At 61.3% G+C, this 15,606-nt stretch carries 14 protein-coding genes and 1 pseudogene; 9 read left to right on the top strand and 6 right to left on the bottom strand.

The window, feature by feature from the left end; all coding sequences use genetic code 11:
• Window positions 1-4: 4 nt before the first annotated feature.
• On the bottom strand, window positions 5-874 hold the full coding sequence (locus tag B7H23_RS07900) for an SMP-30/gluconolactonase/LRE family protein (RefSeq protein WP_094076729.1): 870 nt from the start codon (window positions 872-874) through the stop codon (window positions 5-7).
• Between the two features lie 109 nt (window positions 875-983).
• Between B7H23_RS07900 and B7H23_RS07895 the strand changes: the two genes are divergently transcribed.
• From B7H23_RS07895 to B7H23_RS07865, 7 genes and pseudogenes are all read left to right on the top strand, one after another.
• Entirely contained in the window at window positions 984-1,655 is a 672-nt protein-coding gene (locus tag B7H23_RS07895; RefSeq protein ID WP_094076728.1) for a GntR family transcriptional regulator, read from the top strand.
• A gap of 145 nt (window positions 1,656-1,800) precedes the next feature.
• Entirely contained in the window at window positions 1,801-3,363 is a 1,563-nt protein-coding gene (locus B7H23_RS07890) for a sugar ABC transporter ATP-binding protein (RefSeq protein ID WP_094076727.1), read from the top strand.
• A 2-nt stretch (window positions 3,364-3,365) separates the two neighbouring features.
• Window positions 3,366-4,352: an ABC transporter permease gene (locus B7H23_RS07885; RefSeq protein WP_206608881.1), complete on the top strand. Its 987-nt coding sequence runs from the start codon at window positions 3,366-3,368 to the stop codon at window positions 4,350-4,352.
• A 53-nt stretch (window positions 4,353-4,405) separates the two neighbouring features.
• Window positions 4,406-5,401, top strand: coding sequence for a substrate-binding domain-containing protein (locus B7H23_RS07880; protein WP_094076725.1), 996 nt, complete (start codon window positions 4,406-4,408; stop codon window positions 5,399-5,401).
• Window positions 5,398-6,357 (top strand): aldose epimerase family protein, encoded by a 960-nt coding sequence (locus B7H23_RS07875; RefSeq protein WP_240535005.1) that lies wholly within the window; start codon window positions 5,398-5,400, stop codon window positions 6,355-6,357. The genes B7H23_RS07880 and B7H23_RS07875 overlap by 4 nt, the downstream gene beginning before the upstream one ends.
• Window positions 6,345-7,157, top strand: a complete 813-nt coding sequence (locus B7H23_RS07870) for an NAD-dependent epimerase/dehydratase family protein (protein ID WP_094076724.1) — start codon at window positions 6,345-6,347, stop codon at window positions 7,155-7,157. Before B7H23_RS07875 ends, B7H23_RS07870 begins: the two co-directional genes overlap by 13 nt.
• 50 nt (window positions 7,158-7,207) lie before the next feature.
• Window positions 7,208-8,102 (top strand): annotated as a pseudogene (locus B7H23_RS07865) (IS3 family transposase).
• 106 nt (window positions 8,103-8,208) lie between these two features.
• On the opposite strand, the gene B7H23_RS07860 reads toward B7H23_RS07865, so the two are convergent.
• The 3 genes from B7H23_RS07860 to B7H23_RS07850 are packed head-to-tail and all read right to left on the bottom strand — an operon-like array spanning window position 8,209 to window position 11,003.
• Window positions 8,209-8,865, bottom strand: coding sequence for a class II aldolase/adducin family protein (locus B7H23_RS07860; protein WP_094076723.1), 657 nt, complete (start codon window positions 8,863-8,865; stop codon window positions 8,209-8,211).
• Between the two features lie 11 nt (window positions 8,866-8,876).
• Window positions 8,877-9,671 (bottom strand): HAD family hydrolase, encoded by a 795-nt coding sequence (locus B7H23_RS07855; RefSeq protein WP_094076722.1) that lies wholly within the window; start codon window positions 9,669-9,671, stop codon window positions 8,877-8,879.
• A gap of 3 nt (window positions 9,672-9,674) precedes the next feature.
• Window positions 9,675-11,003 (bottom strand): iron-containing alcohol dehydrogenase, encoded by a 1,329-nt coding sequence (locus B7H23_RS07850; RefSeq protein ID WP_094076721.1) that lies wholly within the window; start codon window positions 11,001-11,003, stop codon window positions 9,675-9,677.
• 100 nt (window positions 11,004-11,103) lie between these two features.
• On the opposite strand from B7H23_RS07850, the gene B7H23_RS07845 reads away from it, so the two are divergent.
• The gene (locus tag B7H23_RS07845) at window positions 11,104-12,066 is read left to right on the top strand and encodes a sugar-binding transcriptional regulator (RefSeq protein WP_158215792.1); all 963 of its coding nucleotides are present in this window, start codon (window positions 11,104-11,106) and stop codon (window positions 12,064-12,066) included.
• Window positions 12,059-13,549 (top strand): xylulokinase, encoded by a 1,491-nt coding sequence (locus B7H23_RS07840; protein WP_094076719.1) that lies wholly within the window; start codon window positions 12,059-12,061, stop codon window positions 13,547-13,549. Before B7H23_RS07845 ends, B7H23_RS07840 begins: the two co-directional genes overlap by 8 nt.
• A gap of 9 nt (window positions 13,550-13,558) precedes the next feature.
• Here B7H23_RS07840 and B7H23_RS07835 read toward each other — a convergent pair whose 3' ends face one another.
• Entirely contained in the window at window positions 13,559-14,356 is a 798-nt protein-coding gene (locus B7H23_RS07835; RefSeq protein WP_094076718.1) for a TIGR01459 family HAD-type hydrolase, read from the bottom strand.
• On the bottom strand, window positions 14,353-15,594 hold the full coding sequence (locus tag B7H23_RS07830; RefSeq protein WP_094076717.1) for an FGGY-family carbohydrate kinase: 1,242 nt from the start codon (window positions 15,592-15,594) through the stop codon (window positions 14,353-14,355). The genes B7H23_RS07835 and B7H23_RS07830 overlap by 4 nt, the downstream gene beginning before the upstream one ends.
• Window positions 15,595-15,606: the final 12 nt, after the last annotated feature.

The raw sequence follows: 15,606 nt of genomic DNA, 5'->3' as shown, positions 1-15,606 counted from the left end.
TTGCTTATCCGTTGAATGGCACGTCGATCACGCCGCGAATTCCGGGTTTCACGGCGAAAAGGCCACCCGATTCCAGTTCTTTCTCCAGTGCGGCTTCGTCGCTCATCAGCCGCGAGGTCGTGATGAAAAGCGTGTCGAGGTCGGGGCCGCCAAAAGCACAGCAGGTGGGCTTCCAGACCGGCACATCGATCATGCGGTCAATCGTGCCGTCCGGAGCCACGCGCACAACACGGCGGCCTTCCCATTCGGCATTCCAGACACCGCCTTCGGCGTCGACACAGGACCCATCGGGCAAGCCGGGTTCATCTTTGAATGAGGCGTGAACGCGCCGGTTCGAAACCGAGCCCGTTTGTGTGTCGTAGTCATAGGCCACGATTTCCCGATCCGGGGTATCGGCAAAGAACATCGTGGAGCCGTCCGGCGAGAAGCATGTCGAATTGGCGCAGGAAACCTGACCGATGATTTCCTGCACCTTCAAGTCGGTATCGATGCGAATGACCGACGAGTCGGGCTTGCCTGACACTTCGTTCATGCCACCCACAATCAGCCGCCCCTGACGATCGGTGCGCCCATCATTGAGCCGCGTCTGCGGATTTTCCGGCTCGAACCGGGTGACGAGGGATTCTTCTTTCGTGAGCGGGTCGAACAGAACGACGCGATCGGCATAGGCAACGATCAAGCCCCCCGAAGCACGCGGGGCAAAACAGCAAACGCGCTCCGACATTTCGTGCGAGGCGCTTTGCGAAGTTGCCGGATCGAAAGACCAAAGCGCGCAGCCTTCGATGTCGGTCCACCAGACAAGCCCGTCTGAAGGGTTCCAGAAGACCCCCTCCCCGTGCTTGTTCTTGCAGTCGACAATCAGCTCTGCACGCAACAATGTAGCCTCCCGCACTCACGTTGTGATATCTGATATACCAGCTTGCCTTATCTGGTGTATCAGATAATCTCAGGCGCGCAACATATTTTTTTGGAGACTTTCACCGATGCCTCTTGAGAGACCTAAATCGCTTCGCGAACTGGCATTGGAGCATCTGAGGAACAGCATTATCGATGGCTCTTTGAAGATGGGCCAGGTTCTATCGGAGAGGAAAATTTCCGAAGAACTGGGCGTCTCGAAATCTCCGGTACGCGAGGCGCTGGCGCAATTGCGTGATGAGGGACTTGTAAGCATCGAGCCTCAAAAAGGGGCTCGCGTGTTTTCTCTATCCGAACCGGAAGTGACCCAGATTTGCGACTTCAGACAGGCGATTGAAACAGCGGCGTTTGAATTGGCCTTGTCGCGTGACCCCGACGGCTTGGCGCGTGACATGCGGCGCGTTGTAAACGACATGGAGCGTGAACGCGCGCGAGGTAACGAGAAGGCATACCTTTCCCTCGACACCTCATTCCACCAGTTGATTTTCGAACACGCCCAAAACGATTATCTGACAGCAAGCTACACGCGCTACATCGGCAAGATTGCGGCCCTGCGCACCCATTTGTCCAAGCTCCCGAAGCACACTGAACTGTCCTTTGACGAGCATAAGAAAATCGCAGTCTCCGTGCGTGAAGGGGATATGGCCAAGATCAAATCCCTACTCAAGGAACACATCGACCGGACGCGGCAAGCCTACAAAAGCGCCGCGATCGTTCTGGAAGCCGCTATTGCTTCTTAAGGTCAAGACCGGACGATCAAATAACAAAGTCTTCTGAAGGGCGGGCCAGGCCGGGTCCGCCCTTCTTCGACCCGTCGGCTTCTCCAATCTGGCGGATTGACATCTGATATCTCAGATGTCAATTATCGCTTAGGAGGAGTTGTGCATGACGTCAGTATCAGGTCTGGAAGCGCCCGACGCGCAGCCGCTCATTCAGCTGAGTGGGGTCGGCAAGAGTTTTGGGACGAACACTGTTCTGACCGGTATCGACTTTGCATTGAAGCCTGGCGAGGTGCACGCGCTCTGCGGAGAAAACGGCGCTGGCAAATCTACCTGTCTCGGCCTGCTCTATGGTCTTCATCAGCCAACCGCCGGAAAAATTCTGCGTGATGGCATAGAGCAGCGGATCGAGAGCCCGTCCCACGCCCAATCCCTTGGTATCGGCTGCGTTTTTCAGGAACTCAGCCTCGCAGGCGCGCTTTCGGTTGCCGAAAACATCTATGCCGGGCGCGCCCCTACCCGATTGGGCGTGGTCAACTGGCCCGAACTGCGCCGACGCGCCGAGACGCTATTGGCGGAGTTCGGTCTGGATATCGACGTTTCGATGCCGGTCGACAGCCTTCCGATAAGTTCCCGTCAAATTGTTGAGATTGCCAAAGCTCTATCGCTGGACTCCCGCGTGCTTCTGCTGGACGAGCCGACGTCAGCCCTGGCCCCCGACGAAGTGGACGCGCTGTTCGACGTGCTGCGTGGGCTTACGAAAAAGGGAATTGGCATAGTCTATGTCAGTCACCACATGACCGAGATTTTCCGGATTTCGGATCGCATCACTGTTTTGCGAGACGGCCGCCATATCAGCACGTTGCCAGTGTCTGACACCTCACAGGAACAGGTCGTTGCCGAGATGATCGGCGGAGCGCATCCCGGCGATATCAACCGTTCGGGCAAAGCGAGCGGGGAAGAGGTCTTGAACGTCAAGAACCTCTCCCTGCCCGACCAATTCGAGGATATCTCGTTTTCAGTAGGAGCCGGTGAAATCATCGGCATGGCCGGGCTGATGGGGGCCCGCCGCAGCGAGATCGTTCGGTCCATTGCCGGCTTGATGCACGGCGCAACCGGCGAGGTGTCGCTTCATGGAAAGCCGGTCAAATTTGCATCCCTGCGCCAGGCGATGCGCGCGGGAATTGGCTTTGTGCCTGAAGAGCGCAAGACGGAGGGCCTGTTTCTTCAACAGTCTCTCGCCAACAACCTGATTGCAGCCAGCCTGTCGGAACACACGGCCTTTGGGTTCATGCGCAACGAGTCGATCAAGGCGGCAAGCATGGCCGCCATCGATGCCTTTAATGTCAGGACACGCGGTATCGCAGAGCAGATAGGAGATCTGTCGGGCGGGAACCAGCAGAAGATTATGTTGGCCAAGTGGCTGAAGCGTGCCCCTGCCCTTTTGATTATCGAAGAGCCCACCAAGGGCGTCGATGTCGGGGCCAAATTCCAGATCCACACAGAGCTGTTGCGCTGCGCGGCCGAAGGCATGGCCATACTCGTCGTGTCATCCGACTTTCCCGAACTCGTCGCGCTTTCGACACGCATTCTCGTCGTCCACGAAGGCCGCTTGATGGGCAGTATCGTCGCCGCTGAGGCAACTGAAAGCACACTTCTTCAAATGGCCGCTGGAAACGCAATTCCTGTAGCTGCTTCCCAAACCTGTCATACAGGAGTCGCGTCGTGACCATGGCCGTTCAAGCCGATATCTCTGAAAAGCGGCCATTCTTTCGCCGTGTCCTGCAGGCCTTCGTCGATATTCGGGAACTGACGCTGATCGTCCTGATAGTCACGATCATCATCGTGATGGCGAACGTCAATCCCTATTTCTTCAGCTTTTCGAACTTCCGCGCCGTGGCCGTTGGCATGGCCCCGACAGCGATCATCGTCATCGGTATGGCAATACTGCTGGCATCCGGAGGGTTCGATCTTTCGGTCGGGTCGGTCATGGCCCTGTCTTCCACCGTTGTGGCGATGCTGCTTCTGACCGGCATGCCAATCCCGCTCGCGGTCATCTGCGGGTTGATCCTTGGCGGCACCGTTGGTGTGGTCAATGGTGTGCTGGTGACGAGCCTTGGCATCAACCCGTTGATTGCAACGCTCGGAACCATGTCGATCGCACGCGGCATTGCTCTTGTCCTGACTGAAGGTTTCTCGGTATCCAGCCTGCCGGCATCCTTCGGCTGGATCGGCAAAACCGATATCGGCGGCATTCCGGTGATCGTGATACTCACCGTGATCCTGGTCATTCTGTTTGATCTGGCCGTGCGCCACACCCGGTTCTTCCGTCAGGTCTATTTCATCGGCGCCAACGAAAAGGCAGCGGTGCTGTCGGGCATCAATGTCACCCGCGTTCGCATCATCCTTTACGCCCTTACCGGCATTCTGGCCGCTCTGGCGGGCGTCTTGCTGGCATCTCGGCTGATGAGCGGCACGCCAACGGCTGGCAACGGCATAGAGCTGCAGGTTCTCGCAGCAGCCGTTATCGGCGGGGCATCGTTACGCGGCGGCGAAGGCACGATCCTGGGTGCGTTTCTCGGCGTCGTGTTCGTCGCCCTGATCAACAACACGATGACCATGCAGGCGGTGTCGATCTATTGGCAAATGATCGTCATCGGCGGCGTTCTCGTCTCGGCTGTCGCTCTGGACATGCTGATCCGAAGCAAACGGGGCTGAACCGATACTTTACACGAACCGAGAACAACCAGCGATCCAAAAAGGAGATCACGATGGCTGAAATGGGTGTAAACCGGCGCAACTTGCTGACTATGGGCACCACGGCAGGCCTGGCCGCCGCATTCGGACTGCCCGTTCTGTCGAAGGAAGCCAGAGCGCAAGCGGCTGGCAAGGAATATGTTTTCCTTTCCATCGTCACGCAGGTGCCATTCTGGGTAGACTATCGCAACGCGATGGAGGACCTTGAGGACCTCATGGGCATCAAGGCGACTTTTACCGGCCCGCTGGATTTCGACACCGCCGCTCAGGCCCGCCAGCTCGACGAGCTGATTGCCCGTCGCCCCGCCGGCATTCTCATCTTCCCCGGCGATCCAGCCACATTGGCCCCCGGCGTGGAACGCGCGGTCGAAGCGGGCATTCCGGTCACCTGCTGCATCGGCGATATTCCTGACAGCCCCCGCTCCACTTTCCTTGGAATCAACGGTGTCCACGCCGGGCGTGTCGGTGGAGAAATGCTCGCACAAGCCATTGGCGGCAAGGGCAAGGTCATCCTCGGCACGTTCCCGGCGCCCTCCACTTTGGAACGGGTCGAGGGCTACAAGCAGATCTTCGCGGAGAAGTACCCGGATATCGAAGTGGTCGATGTGGTCAACGACAAAGCCGATCCGTCCTACGCGCCGACAGCCTATCTTCAGGCCATTCAGGCCAATCCGGATATTGTCGGCATCGGCGGCACCGACGGCGACAGCGGCAAAGGAGCTGCGATTGCCGTCAACGAGGCGGGTCGCAAGGACATCAAGATCGTTGCGATGGACCGCAACGATGACATGCTTCCTTATATCGAAGACGGCACGATCTACGGTGCTGTCGCGCAGAAATCCTATCTGGAGATCTTCCTGGCCTTCCATATGATGCACTGGCAGAACACAGATGCGCTGAAGGTCCTGCCCGATTGGAAAGCCGCTGGGATCAATCCACTTCCCGAGCGGGTGGAAACCGGGGTGATGAAGATCACCGCCGAGAACGTCGCGCAGTTCAAACACGGATGATCTGCAATCCCGGCGCAGCCAATATGCGCCGGGACGCCGCGGGAGAAAAAGCCATGTCGGACAGATGGGCTGTGTTGCAGCTGCAGATGAATGATCTGGATCTGACAATGCTTCCCGGTATTGGTGGCCGCCTATGGGACGTGACGTTCCAGGGACGTTCCCTGCTTTTTCAGAACCCCGATCTTGACGGTCTGCCCATCGACGAAGCGAACCTTGCCGGTTTGCCGACCCGTTCCCCTCAATTCGGCTTTCCTCTTTGGGGCGGCGAAAAGACATGGATCGCCCCGGACACGTCATGGACGGATGGAGCACCGTATCCTGCGCTGGACAGTGGGGCCTATCAGGTCGCGTCGAGCAGCGATGACCATGTCGAAATGACCAGCCCCGTCTGTCCGATCTGCCATCTGGCGGTGACGCGCCGCATTACTTTGAAGACAGCGAATTCATGGACGATCGACCATGCCGTGACCAACCATGGACACTCTCCCCGCCTGACAGGCATATGGTCTGTCATGATGATCGATGCGCCCGCCAGGATCGGCGTCGCCATGGAAAATCCTACCATTCATCCTGTATTCGGCAGCGCCGGACCGTTGGTCTCCCGTTATCGAGGTTGCGTCGTCGCGAATTGCTCCAGGAAACAGGAATTCAAAGTCGGATTGCCAAATCCGGGCGGTGAAACCCTGATCGGCTTTGACAAAGGCGAGTTGTGGATGATGTGCTCAGTTCCCAAAGCGGAGCAGGGTGACCGATATGCGCATCGACATCCGGTCGAAGTCTTCAATTCAGGCGATTATGCCTACTGCGAGGCCGAATGGCATTCGCCGGCGGTCAAGCTGATGCGAGGTGACACCCTGAACTTTCAGCAGGAGTTTCGAATCTGGACGGACGAGGACCCATCGGATGCGCCAGAAAGCATCATAACACACGAGGAATTCCAGTCGTGCATGTCCTGATCACGGGCGCCGGCGGTCATTTGGGCCGCAAACTGTTTGACGCGCTGGAAAGCGATCCCGCCTATGAGGTTTCCGGGATCGACATCCGACCTGTCGATCACCCGAACATTCATAAGGCAGACCTGTCCGCACACACCACCAGTTGGATCGACTTGCTGAAGGATGTCGACGTCATCGTGCATCTTGCCGGCGACCGGGAACCGGCCGCCACATGGCCCTCGGCGATCAAGCACAATATGGACGCGACACTTTCGCTTTATCACCATGCAGCCGCACAGGGCGTCGGCCGCGTGGTTCTTGCCAGTTCCAACTGGATCCATGGCGACAAGAGGTTCACGCATGACGCCCTCAACAGTGCGACGCCACCGGGCCCCGTGAACGCCTACGGAATGTCGAAGCTGTTTTGCGAACGCACAGGCGCTTACTTCGCCGCGCATCACGGCCTTTCCGTTATCTGTCTACGCATCGGCTGGACGCAATGGACACATGATAACCAGCCCGGATCCCATATGGCGATGGGCCGGTGGGGTCAGGAGATGTGGTTGAGCGATCGGGACTTTTTGAGCGGGATGCGCGCGGCGATCGACGCCAAGGATGTGTCTTTTGCTGCCTTGAACCTGATGTCGGACAATCCGGGAATGCGGTGGGACATCGAAAAGACCAGACAGTTGATCGGCTACGATCCACAAGATGGGAGTCCTGCAAAGATTTCACCGACTATTGCCCTGAAATCCGCGATGAAGGAGTTCTTCTCCTTCCGGGTTCCAAGGTTTTTCGAGACCCGACTATCGGATTGGTAAGCCGCACAACCCGAAAGCTGTCACGACGTCTCGTCTTTGAAGGGCGTTGAATTGGGCTGGGCCTGACCAGCGGTGGGCCGAGGAGGGAGATCGCGGAAGATCTGGGGATCGGACTTTCGACGTTGACGCGATGGCTCAGTCGGGAGCGGGATGCCAGTGAGCCGGTCGAGGCTTCGGTCGACATGCATGCCGAGTTAAAACGGTTGCGACGCGAGAACGCAGTGCTGAAACAGGAGCGCGACATCCTAAAAAAAGCCGCAGCCCTCTTCGCGAAAGACGCAAGTCGATGAGCTTCGCTTTCATCGAGGCACAGAAGGCCGGCTTTCCCATCAGCTGCATGTGCCGTGTTCTGGGCGTCTGCCAGAGTGGGTTCCTCACCCGGCTTGTCAGCGTCAGAAGCAGGATCTGGTCTGTCTTGCCCATATTCGCACGGCCTTCACCCTGTCGAACGGCACCTATGGCCGCCCGCGGATGCACCTGGATCTCATCGACGACGGCCACCGGATCGGGCATCACCGAACGGTCCGTTTGACGCGAGAGAATGGCCTCGTGGCCCGTCAAAAGCGGCGGTTCAAGCGGACCACGGACAGCGAACACGCCTGGCCGGTCGCCCCGAACCTGCTCGCCCGGGACTTCGAAGCCGAACGGCCGGATCGGAAATGGGGCGCCGACATCTCCTACATCTGAACGGCGCAGGGCTGGCTCTATCTCGCGGTCGTGCTCGATCTCCACTCGCGGCGGGTTGTTGGCTGGGCAGCGAGTGATCGGCTGAAGCGCGGCCCTGCGCCGGAGCTGATCTGGCCGATCGCATGGCAAACCCGCCAGCAAGCCGAAAACGGCATCGCCAGATACATCGACGGGTTCTATAATCCCGTCAGGCGACATTCATCGCTCGGCTTTCCAAGCCCCATCGCCTTCGAGCGAAAGGCCAAGGAAGTGAGCTAGACGCTCTCCGTTAAATCCGGGCAAGTCCATTGCCGTCTCATGCGACAATCGATGGCAGCTCAGCGTGCTGGTCGATTGCCGCATGGGCGGGTTCTGCGATCGGCGTTTAGGAGTCCTGCACCCCGTATCCCGCGAACATCCGGAACGTGTCGTCGATTTCCTCTTTCGACAGTAGCACGGGTTCACCCATTCGCCGCGCCAGATAATATTGCCGGGCGATGGTCTCCAGTTCCACGGCGCGCCATATCGCCTGCTCGATCCCCATTCCGCCGGCGACCATGCCGTGATTGGCAAGCAGGCAGGCCGTGCGCTGATCCATCGCATCGACCGTCATTTTCGCCAGTTCGGGCGAGCCGAAGGTGTGATAGCCGGCACAGCGCACATCCATGCCGCCAAAGGCCGCGATCATATAATGGCAGGCCGGGATCGGCTCGCGCAGGATCGCAAGCGCCGTGCAGTAGGTCGGATGCGCATGGACGATTGCCGACATGTCGGGGCGGTCCTTCAGCAATTGCCAGTGGATGCGCCATTCGGTCGACGGCTTGAGCGGGCCATCCCACTCATGCTTCATCTCGCCGCTCAGATCCATCGACGCGATCATCTCCGGCTTCATCTTCGCGTAAGGCGTGGCCGAGGGCGAGATCAGCATCCGATCCTCGTGGCGAATGGAAATATTTCCCGACGTGCCCTGATTCAAACCGCAGGCATTCATTTCCAGACAGGCGTCGATAATGTCCCGGCGGATATTGGCTTCTGTGGCCATGACTTCTCTCCTTAGCGTAATGACAAAATTTGGTAGGCAATCTGATGGAACCCGGCGCCACCTACGCGGTCGGCGATCCAGGACGGCGTGGCATCGAGACGGCCTTCGAAGGCGCGTACATTGGCGACGCCACAGGAGTTTTCGAAGAAACCGAACATCGGCGCGTCATTCGGACTGTCGCCGACGAAGACGATCTGAGCATTCGCATCGTCGATATTGACACCGAGAATATCCGTTGCGAACTGCCGTGACGTAGTGAGCTTGTCATATTCGCCGAACCATCCATTGACATGGATGGACGATATCTTGGCGATGGCGCCTTCCTCTTCGAAGATCGCCGCGATCCGCTCCACCTCATCATCGGAAAGCGCCGGTACGTCCTCGCAGAAATCGATTGCCAGATCGGCGAGGCGAAACGCCTGATCCGCCGAGATCGCCGCCCCCGGCACCTCGTTCTCCACGCGCTGCCTGATACGCTCGAAACGATGCGGATTGGTGACATGTTCTTCGACGACCGGATGCAGCTGCCGGATCATGCGATGCGCGTCCCAGTCATAGGCGTAATAGAACGCACCATTCTCGCCGACGACGCCCCTCACCGGCCAGAAGCGCGCGATCATGTCGCACCAGCCCGCGGGCCGCCCGGTGATCGGCGCCACGGCGATCCCGGCCGCACTGAGGTCTTCGAGGGCCTGATAGGCTGCGCCCGTCAAGCGTCCATCGGTCGTGATCGTGTCGTCAATGTCGCAAAACACCACCTTCACCGCGGCAGCCACGTCCCTCGGCATCTCGGCAATCGGTCGCATGGCTCAACCTTCGGCGGATGCAAGCTGCTTCAGCACACCGCTGTCGCAGGCGATATCGGCAAAGGAGAACCGGTCGCGCATCTCGTGAGCGTGGCTGACCGCCTCGCGGTAGAATTCTACTGGAATGCCAAGCGCTTCGGCCGTAATCGAACCGCCTGCCGCTTCCAGATATTTGGCCAGTCTTTGCGGGCCGACGCGCATTTCGATGCATTCGTCGCGCAGTTCGGGCCAGAGATTGCCGATCCGTTCGTTGAATGCGTCGGCGGCTTTCTGGTCGAAGGCCTTCTTGCGGTAATATTCGGCGCATTGCGCGGCGACTTCCGGGCCCATGCGGCGCGCCATATCCGCTTCGTCGATTTGCGTAGGGCCGACCTCGGGCGCCTGTTCGCGCGACAGGAAATGCTCCTGAAGACGCGCCATGGTCAGGGTAGTCACGCCGACCTGCTGTCCATGGGTAGAGCCGGGATGGCGCTCGCCCGCGAAACAGTCGATGTAATGGGAGATCTGGTGCTCGCCCATCGAACCGTGATTGGAGACGCCGGTGAAATTGATGCCCAGACCGCACAGGGTCAGCACCCGGAACAGCGTGCCGATGGCCTCAATGTCGCCGGCCGCGATGCCGCGGGCCTGCTCCATCAGACGAATTTCGTCAGGAATCTCGATCAGATAGGGCTCGTGCCGGTACATTGTGCCGAGCAGGCGATGCGACATCCACCAGTCGATCTGCGCGACGGACCGGCAGAGACAATCCCCGAAGCCGGCGGCGTTCAGCCAGGCTGGTGCGGCGGCGCAGACGTCCAGATCGACGAAGAAGCCGGCAGGCACCTGTGCTGGTAGCGAGACCTTCAGGCCGGAATCCAGTGTGATCGACGCCGTCGACGAGGTGTAGCCGTTCATCGAACCGGCAGTCGCAAAGACGCAATAGCGGCGACCGTTCTGCAATGTGGCGAATTTCGTCAGATCGTTGATCGAGCCGGAGCCGACCGCTACGGCCGTCGGGAACGGCTTCAGCCGCTCCTGCAGATCGCGCACGGTCGCCATGTCGGCGTGAGGATGGTCCAGAACGATCTCGGTCACCTCGCCGATCCCCCGCAGGGCCTTGGCGACACGCGCGCCCATCGCCTTGAAGGTGGCGGGATCGCACACGACTGCGAACGGTCCCTCGAAGCCGAGCGAACTGACCAGATCGGCCTCCCGGCCCTTCAGCGTCTCTGCGAAAACGATCTTGTCATAGGGCGCGGCGGGGTAGCGCTTGCCGGTCAGCGGGCTGATCCATGTGCCCGCGCAGATGTCGTCGATCAGTTCCGTCCAGTTGAATGTCGGGCTCGGCATGGGGATTCCCTTTGTCGCGTCGGGTGGCGTCATCGGCGCGACTTGACAAATGCATGTTGGTGATAGCATTTGTCAAGCATGCTTGACGCGGGAGAGCGACTTGGCAGCGGAACGGCGACTTCACTTCGCGGGCGATGTGATCCGCACGGCGGCCTGGCTCTATTACGGCCTCGGCAAGACCCAGAGTGAAGTGGCGGAGGCGCTGGGCGTCAGCCGCCAGACGGCGGCGGGCTATCTGGCCGAAGCCAAGAGCGCCGGCCATGTCTCCATTTCGCTGTCTCCCGATATTCTGGCGCACAATGCACTGTCCGAAGCCCTTCGGACCCGATACGGACTCGTCGCGGCACATATCGTGCCCTCACCGGAGTCGCAGGCGCAGGAGCGCCAACATGTCGGCCGCGCCGGCGCCGATGTGCTGGCGGAACTCGTCGAACCGGGCATGACCATCGGCGTATCGTCCGGGCGCACGCTGAGCGCGCTCGCCGATCAGCTCCGACCGTTCAGGCTCGACGATGCGGCGGTCATCCAGGTCTCGGGAAGCTCGATCGATCCCTCGGACCATTCGCCCGAAATCTGTGCGGCGACGGTGGCGACGGCGCTCGATGCGCGTTGTCTCAACCTTTTGGCGCCGACCTATCTGACGACGGAGGCGCTCTGTACCGCGCTCTGCGCCGAGCCGCCGCTCCGGCGCCATTTCGATATGGTCGCACGCTCCGACCTTCTGGTTTTCGGCATCGGCAACCTGTCGCCCGATACCGTGTTCGATCAGCCCGATTACCTCGATGACAGAACGCGGGACCATTATCTGAAGGCCGGAGCGGTGGGCATCGCCTTCGGCCGCTTCTTCGAACCGGACGGGAGCGAGACCGAAGGGCCGCTGCTCCAGCGCACCATCGCCATCGACTTCGCGACAGCCGCCACGATTCCGGTTCGGCTGGCCGTCTGCAGCGGCACACAGAAAATCCATGCGCTGCGCGCTGCGTTGTCGGCGGGTATGATCACGCACCTTGTCCTGGATACCGCATTGGCGAAAATGCTTGTCGGGGAGGAAGGAGATGGATGACGAATTCGTAATCGGTGTCGACAGTTCGACCCAGATGACCAAGGCCATCGCCTGGTCGCGAACGGGCGAGGCGCTTGGCGAAGGGCGTGCTCCGGTGGAGATGTCGCGCCCACAGGACGGCTGGTTCGAGCAGGACCCGGAAAACTGGTGGGCGTCCTTCTGCGAAGCGGTCCGGCAATTGGGGCAGTCCGTCGATCTGACGAGGGCCGCCGCGCTTTCGCTTTCGAACCAGCGGGAGACCATCGGCTTTCTCGATGCGGATGGAAAGCCGGTGCGCCCCGGCATGGTCTGGCTCGACGAGCGGGCCACCTATCTCATCGATGAATTCGCCGACCGGGTCGGCGCCGAAAAGCTTCACGCCATCACCGGCAAGCCGGTAGACGTGACGCCCCCGGTCTACAGGATGGAATGGCTGCGCCGCCACGAACCGGACATGCTGGCGAAGGCGGCAAAAATTCTCGATGTCAACGCCTATCTGACATCCCGACTGACCGGTAAGGCGACCGCCAGCTGGACCAGCGCGGACCCGTCCGGTGTTTTCGATCTGGCACGAAAGCGCTGGTCGCCCGATGTGCTCGATGCCCTCGGCCTCGATGAGACGCGGTTTGCCAGCGTGGTCGCTCCGGGCTGCAAGACCGGCACGGTCACGGCCGATGCAGCCGATGCGGCGGGTCTGCCGCAGGGTCTGACGATCATCGCCGGCGGCGGCGACGGCCAGTGCGCCGGTCTTGGCGGCAATGCCGTCCGGCAAGGCACCGCCTATCTCAATCTGGGCACGGCGATCATCGTTGGCGCCTGGTCCAGGGAGCCGCGTGTCTCGAAATCCTGGCGCACCATGTCATCGCCAACGGGCGATGGCTATTTCCTGGAAGGCGTGCTGCGGGCCGGTACGTTCTTCGTGGACTGGTTCGTGCGCAATGTCGCCCGCGGCACACCCGATGCCGAGACCTTCGCGGAACTGACCGAAGCGGCGGCCCGTCTGCCGATCGGTTCCGAGGGCCTGTTGGTCAGTCCCTATCTTTCCGGCTGCATGAACCCGCATTGGTCGATGGATGCGCGCGCGGCCTTTTTCGGCATGACGCCGCAGCATGAGCCCGGCCATCTCTATCGCGCCGTGCTGGAAGCCCTGACCGGCGAAATCGCCCGCTCGATCCGCGACATGAAGGCCGAGGGCGTGGAAGTCGACTCGGTGGTCGCCGTCGGCGGCGGCGCCGTTTCCGATTTCTGGCTCAAGATGATCGCCGACGCTTCCGGCGTTCCGGTGCAGATCTCCAGCACGATTGAGGCGTCCTCACTCGGGGCCGCGATCACGGCGGCCGTCGGCCTCGGATGGTATTCCGATTTCGACAGCGCGGCGGCGGCGATGACGTCGACGCGCGATGCGCAGGAACCTTCGTCTTCGACGCGCGCGCAATGGGACGCGCTGCTGGAGCGGCAGGGCGCGCTCAACCGGATCGTGGTGGAGCACAGCCGCTCGCGATAGCAGAAGCGGTCACGCCAGCGACCGCAGGACGTGCGTCGGCCTCAGGCCATCGTCGCGCGCCATGCGCCCGATATCGTCGGGGTGGAGCGCGGCGCTGATGCCGGTCAGAACGAGAGCCGACGACAGACCCGCGCGCCCGGCACCCGCTATGTCGTGATGCATGCTGTCGCCAACGCAACAGATGCGCCGGCCGGAGCGCAGTCCGAGAGCCCGTTCCGCCGCCTCGTAAATCTGCGGCCACGGCTTGCCGACATAGGTGACGCGGCCGCCCATCTCTTCATACCAGGCGGCGATCTGTCCGGCGCCGGGCTTCAGCCCGTCTTCCGTTAGCATCTGCAGATCGGGGTTCGAGCAGAGCGCGGCCACATCGCGCGCGACGAGCGGCTGAAGCATCGCCCGATAATCCGCTTCCGAAACACGATCTGCCTCGCTGCCGGCGATCAGCAGAAGATCGGCTTTCGCGGCATCGCTCGTCGGATGCGCGACGCCGCGGACCGGCTCGCTCCCGCGCGCTATGGTGAAGACGGCGCGGGGCGCCAGCGCCTCAATTTTGTCTACCGCCAGGTCACCGGAGGTCACGATCGCGGCAAAGAGCGACGGGTCGTAGCCGAGGCGATGGAGCCGCTCGGCATTGGCATCGGCGGTTCGGCCGGAATTGGTCACGAGGACGACCGGCTTGCCTGCCGCCGCGCAGGCACCGAGCGCCTCGACGGCGCCGGGATACTGCTTCTGCCCATCGTGCAGGACGCCATACTGGTCGAAAATGAAGCCGTCATAGCGCGTCAGCAGATTGGCGAAGCGGATCATGACACGCCCATTCTGGCAAGAAGCGCCGCGCCGAATGCGGCTTCCGCCGAAATCGGCTGTTCCAGATCGACCCCGAGCGCCATGGCCCTGATATCGGTCCACAACGGATTGGCCGCACCGCCGCCGACCGTGAAGATGCGGCTCACGGGCGGTGCGCCGAGCTCCGCCAGGCGTCGATAGCCGCTTGCCTCGATCTGCGCCAGGCCTTCCAGCATCGCTTTCAGAAACAGGGCATCGTCGTCGGGACGCGGCTCCAGGCGGGGCTGCAATTGCGGATCGTTGACCGGAAACCGTTCGCCCGGAGCAACCAGCGGATAGTAGTCCAGATCGGTCGGCGGCGCGGCTGACTGCCCTTGCGACAGCGCCTCCATCTCGTCGGTCGAAAAATGCTGCGCAAGCACGCGGCCACCGGAATTCGATGCACCGCCCGCCAGCCACAGCCCCAACAGACGATGCGAATAGATCCCCGATGCGCGGTCTTCGATCCGCCTGGCCGAGAGCAGCTTCAGGGTCAGCGTCGAGCCGAGCGAGGTCACGCCATCGCCCTCCCGCCCGGCCCCGCTTGCCAGAAAAGCCGCGCAGCCATCGGTCGTCCCGGCGATCACCGTCGCATCGGCCGACAGGCCGAATGTTTTCGAAAGCGGGCCTATAGCGGGGCCGATGGGCGTGCCCGGCTCCAGCACGGTCTGCGGGAGCATCGCGGAAAGGCCGAGCGCTTCGACCTCTCCGGACCAGCGCCGGGACTGCGGGTCGAAGCCTGTCTTCAGAGCGTTGTTGTCGTCGCTGATGCCGAACTGGCCGCTGAACTGGCCGGACAGCCAGTCGGCCTGATGGACGATGAGGGCGTGCGGCGCGCGACGTGCCAGGTGGAAAGCCCGTCCCGTAGCCATGCCCGCCAAATGGCCGCACTGGCGGGCCTCGAGCGCGGCCAGCGTTTCGGCATCGCCGATCGCCTCGTCATACATCAACGGACCGGCAACGGGCGCTCCGTCGGCGCCGACCGCCAGCATCGTGCCGGATGTGCCGTCGACGGCGACGGACACGGTCTGCGAAAGGTCCACCTCCGCGGAAAGCGTCAGCAGCACGTCCGTGAGGGCGGAGAGCCATGTCGATGGCGATTTCGGATCGGCGCCGAAGCGCATGGCCGCTTCGCCTTGGACATCGCGCGCATCGTCGATGACGATGGCCCGAACCCCGGACGTTCCGATGTCGACACCGAGATGAAGGCGGCCGCTCATCGGAGAAGTGGC

This window comes from Notoacmeibacter marinus (assembly GCF_002238045.1).
Classification (GTDB): Bacteria; Pseudomonadota; Alphaproteobacteria; order Rhizobiales; family Rhizobiaceae; genus Notoacmeibacter; species Notoacmeibacter marinus.
Note: the sequence above shows the minus strand (reverse complement) of the source record. Positions and strands in the feature narration are given on the sequence as shown.

What these genes read in the sequence shown, in the direction of transcription:
- B7H23_RS07895 (WP_094076728.1), top strand. Translation starts at nt 984, where the DNA reads ATGCCTCTTGAGAGACCTAAATCGCTTCGCGAACTGGCATTGGAGCAT.
- B7H23_RS07890 (WP_094076727.1), top strand. Translation starts at nt 1,801, where the DNA reads ATGACGTCAGTATCAGGTCTGGAAGCGCCCGACGCGCAGCCGCTCATT.
- B7H23_RS07885 (WP_206608881.1), top strand. Translation starts at nt 3,366, where the DNA reads ATGGCCGTTCAAGCCGATATCTCTGAAAAGCGGCCATTCTTTCGCCGT.
- B7H23_RS07880 (WP_094076725.1), top strand. Translation starts at nt 4,406, where the DNA reads ATGGCTGAAATGGGTGTAAACCGGCGCAACTTGCTGACTATGGGCACC.
- B7H23_RS07875 (WP_240535005.1), top strand. Translation starts at nt 5,398, where the DNA reads ATGATCTGCAATCCCGGCGCAGCCAATATGCGCCGGGACGCCGCGGGA.
- B7H23_RS07860 (WP_094076723.1), bottom strand. Translation starts at nt 8,865, where the DNA reads ATGGCCACAGAAGCCAATATCCGCCGGGACATTATCGACGCCTGTCTG.
- B7H23_RS07855 (WP_094076722.1), bottom strand. Translation starts at nt 9,671, where the DNA reads ATGCGACCGATTGCCGAGATGCCGAGGGACGTGGCTGCCGCGGTGAAG.
- B7H23_RS07850 (WP_094076721.1), bottom strand. Translation starts at nt 11,003, where the DNA reads ATGCCGAGCCCGACATTCAACTGGACGGAACTGATCGACGACATCTGC.
- B7H23_RS07840 (WP_094076719.1), top strand. Translation starts at nt 12,059, where the DNA reads ATGGATGACGAATTCGTAATCGGTGTCGACAGTTCGACCCAGATGACC.
- B7H23_RS07835 (WP_094076718.1), bottom strand. Translation starts at nt 14,356, where the DNA reads ATGATCCGCTTCGCCAATCTGCTGACGCGCTATGACGGCTTCATTTTC.
- B7H23_RS07830 (WP_094076717.1), bottom strand. Translation starts at nt 15,594, where the DNA reads ATGAGCGGCCGCCTTCATCTCGGTGTCGACATCGGAACGTCCGGGGTT.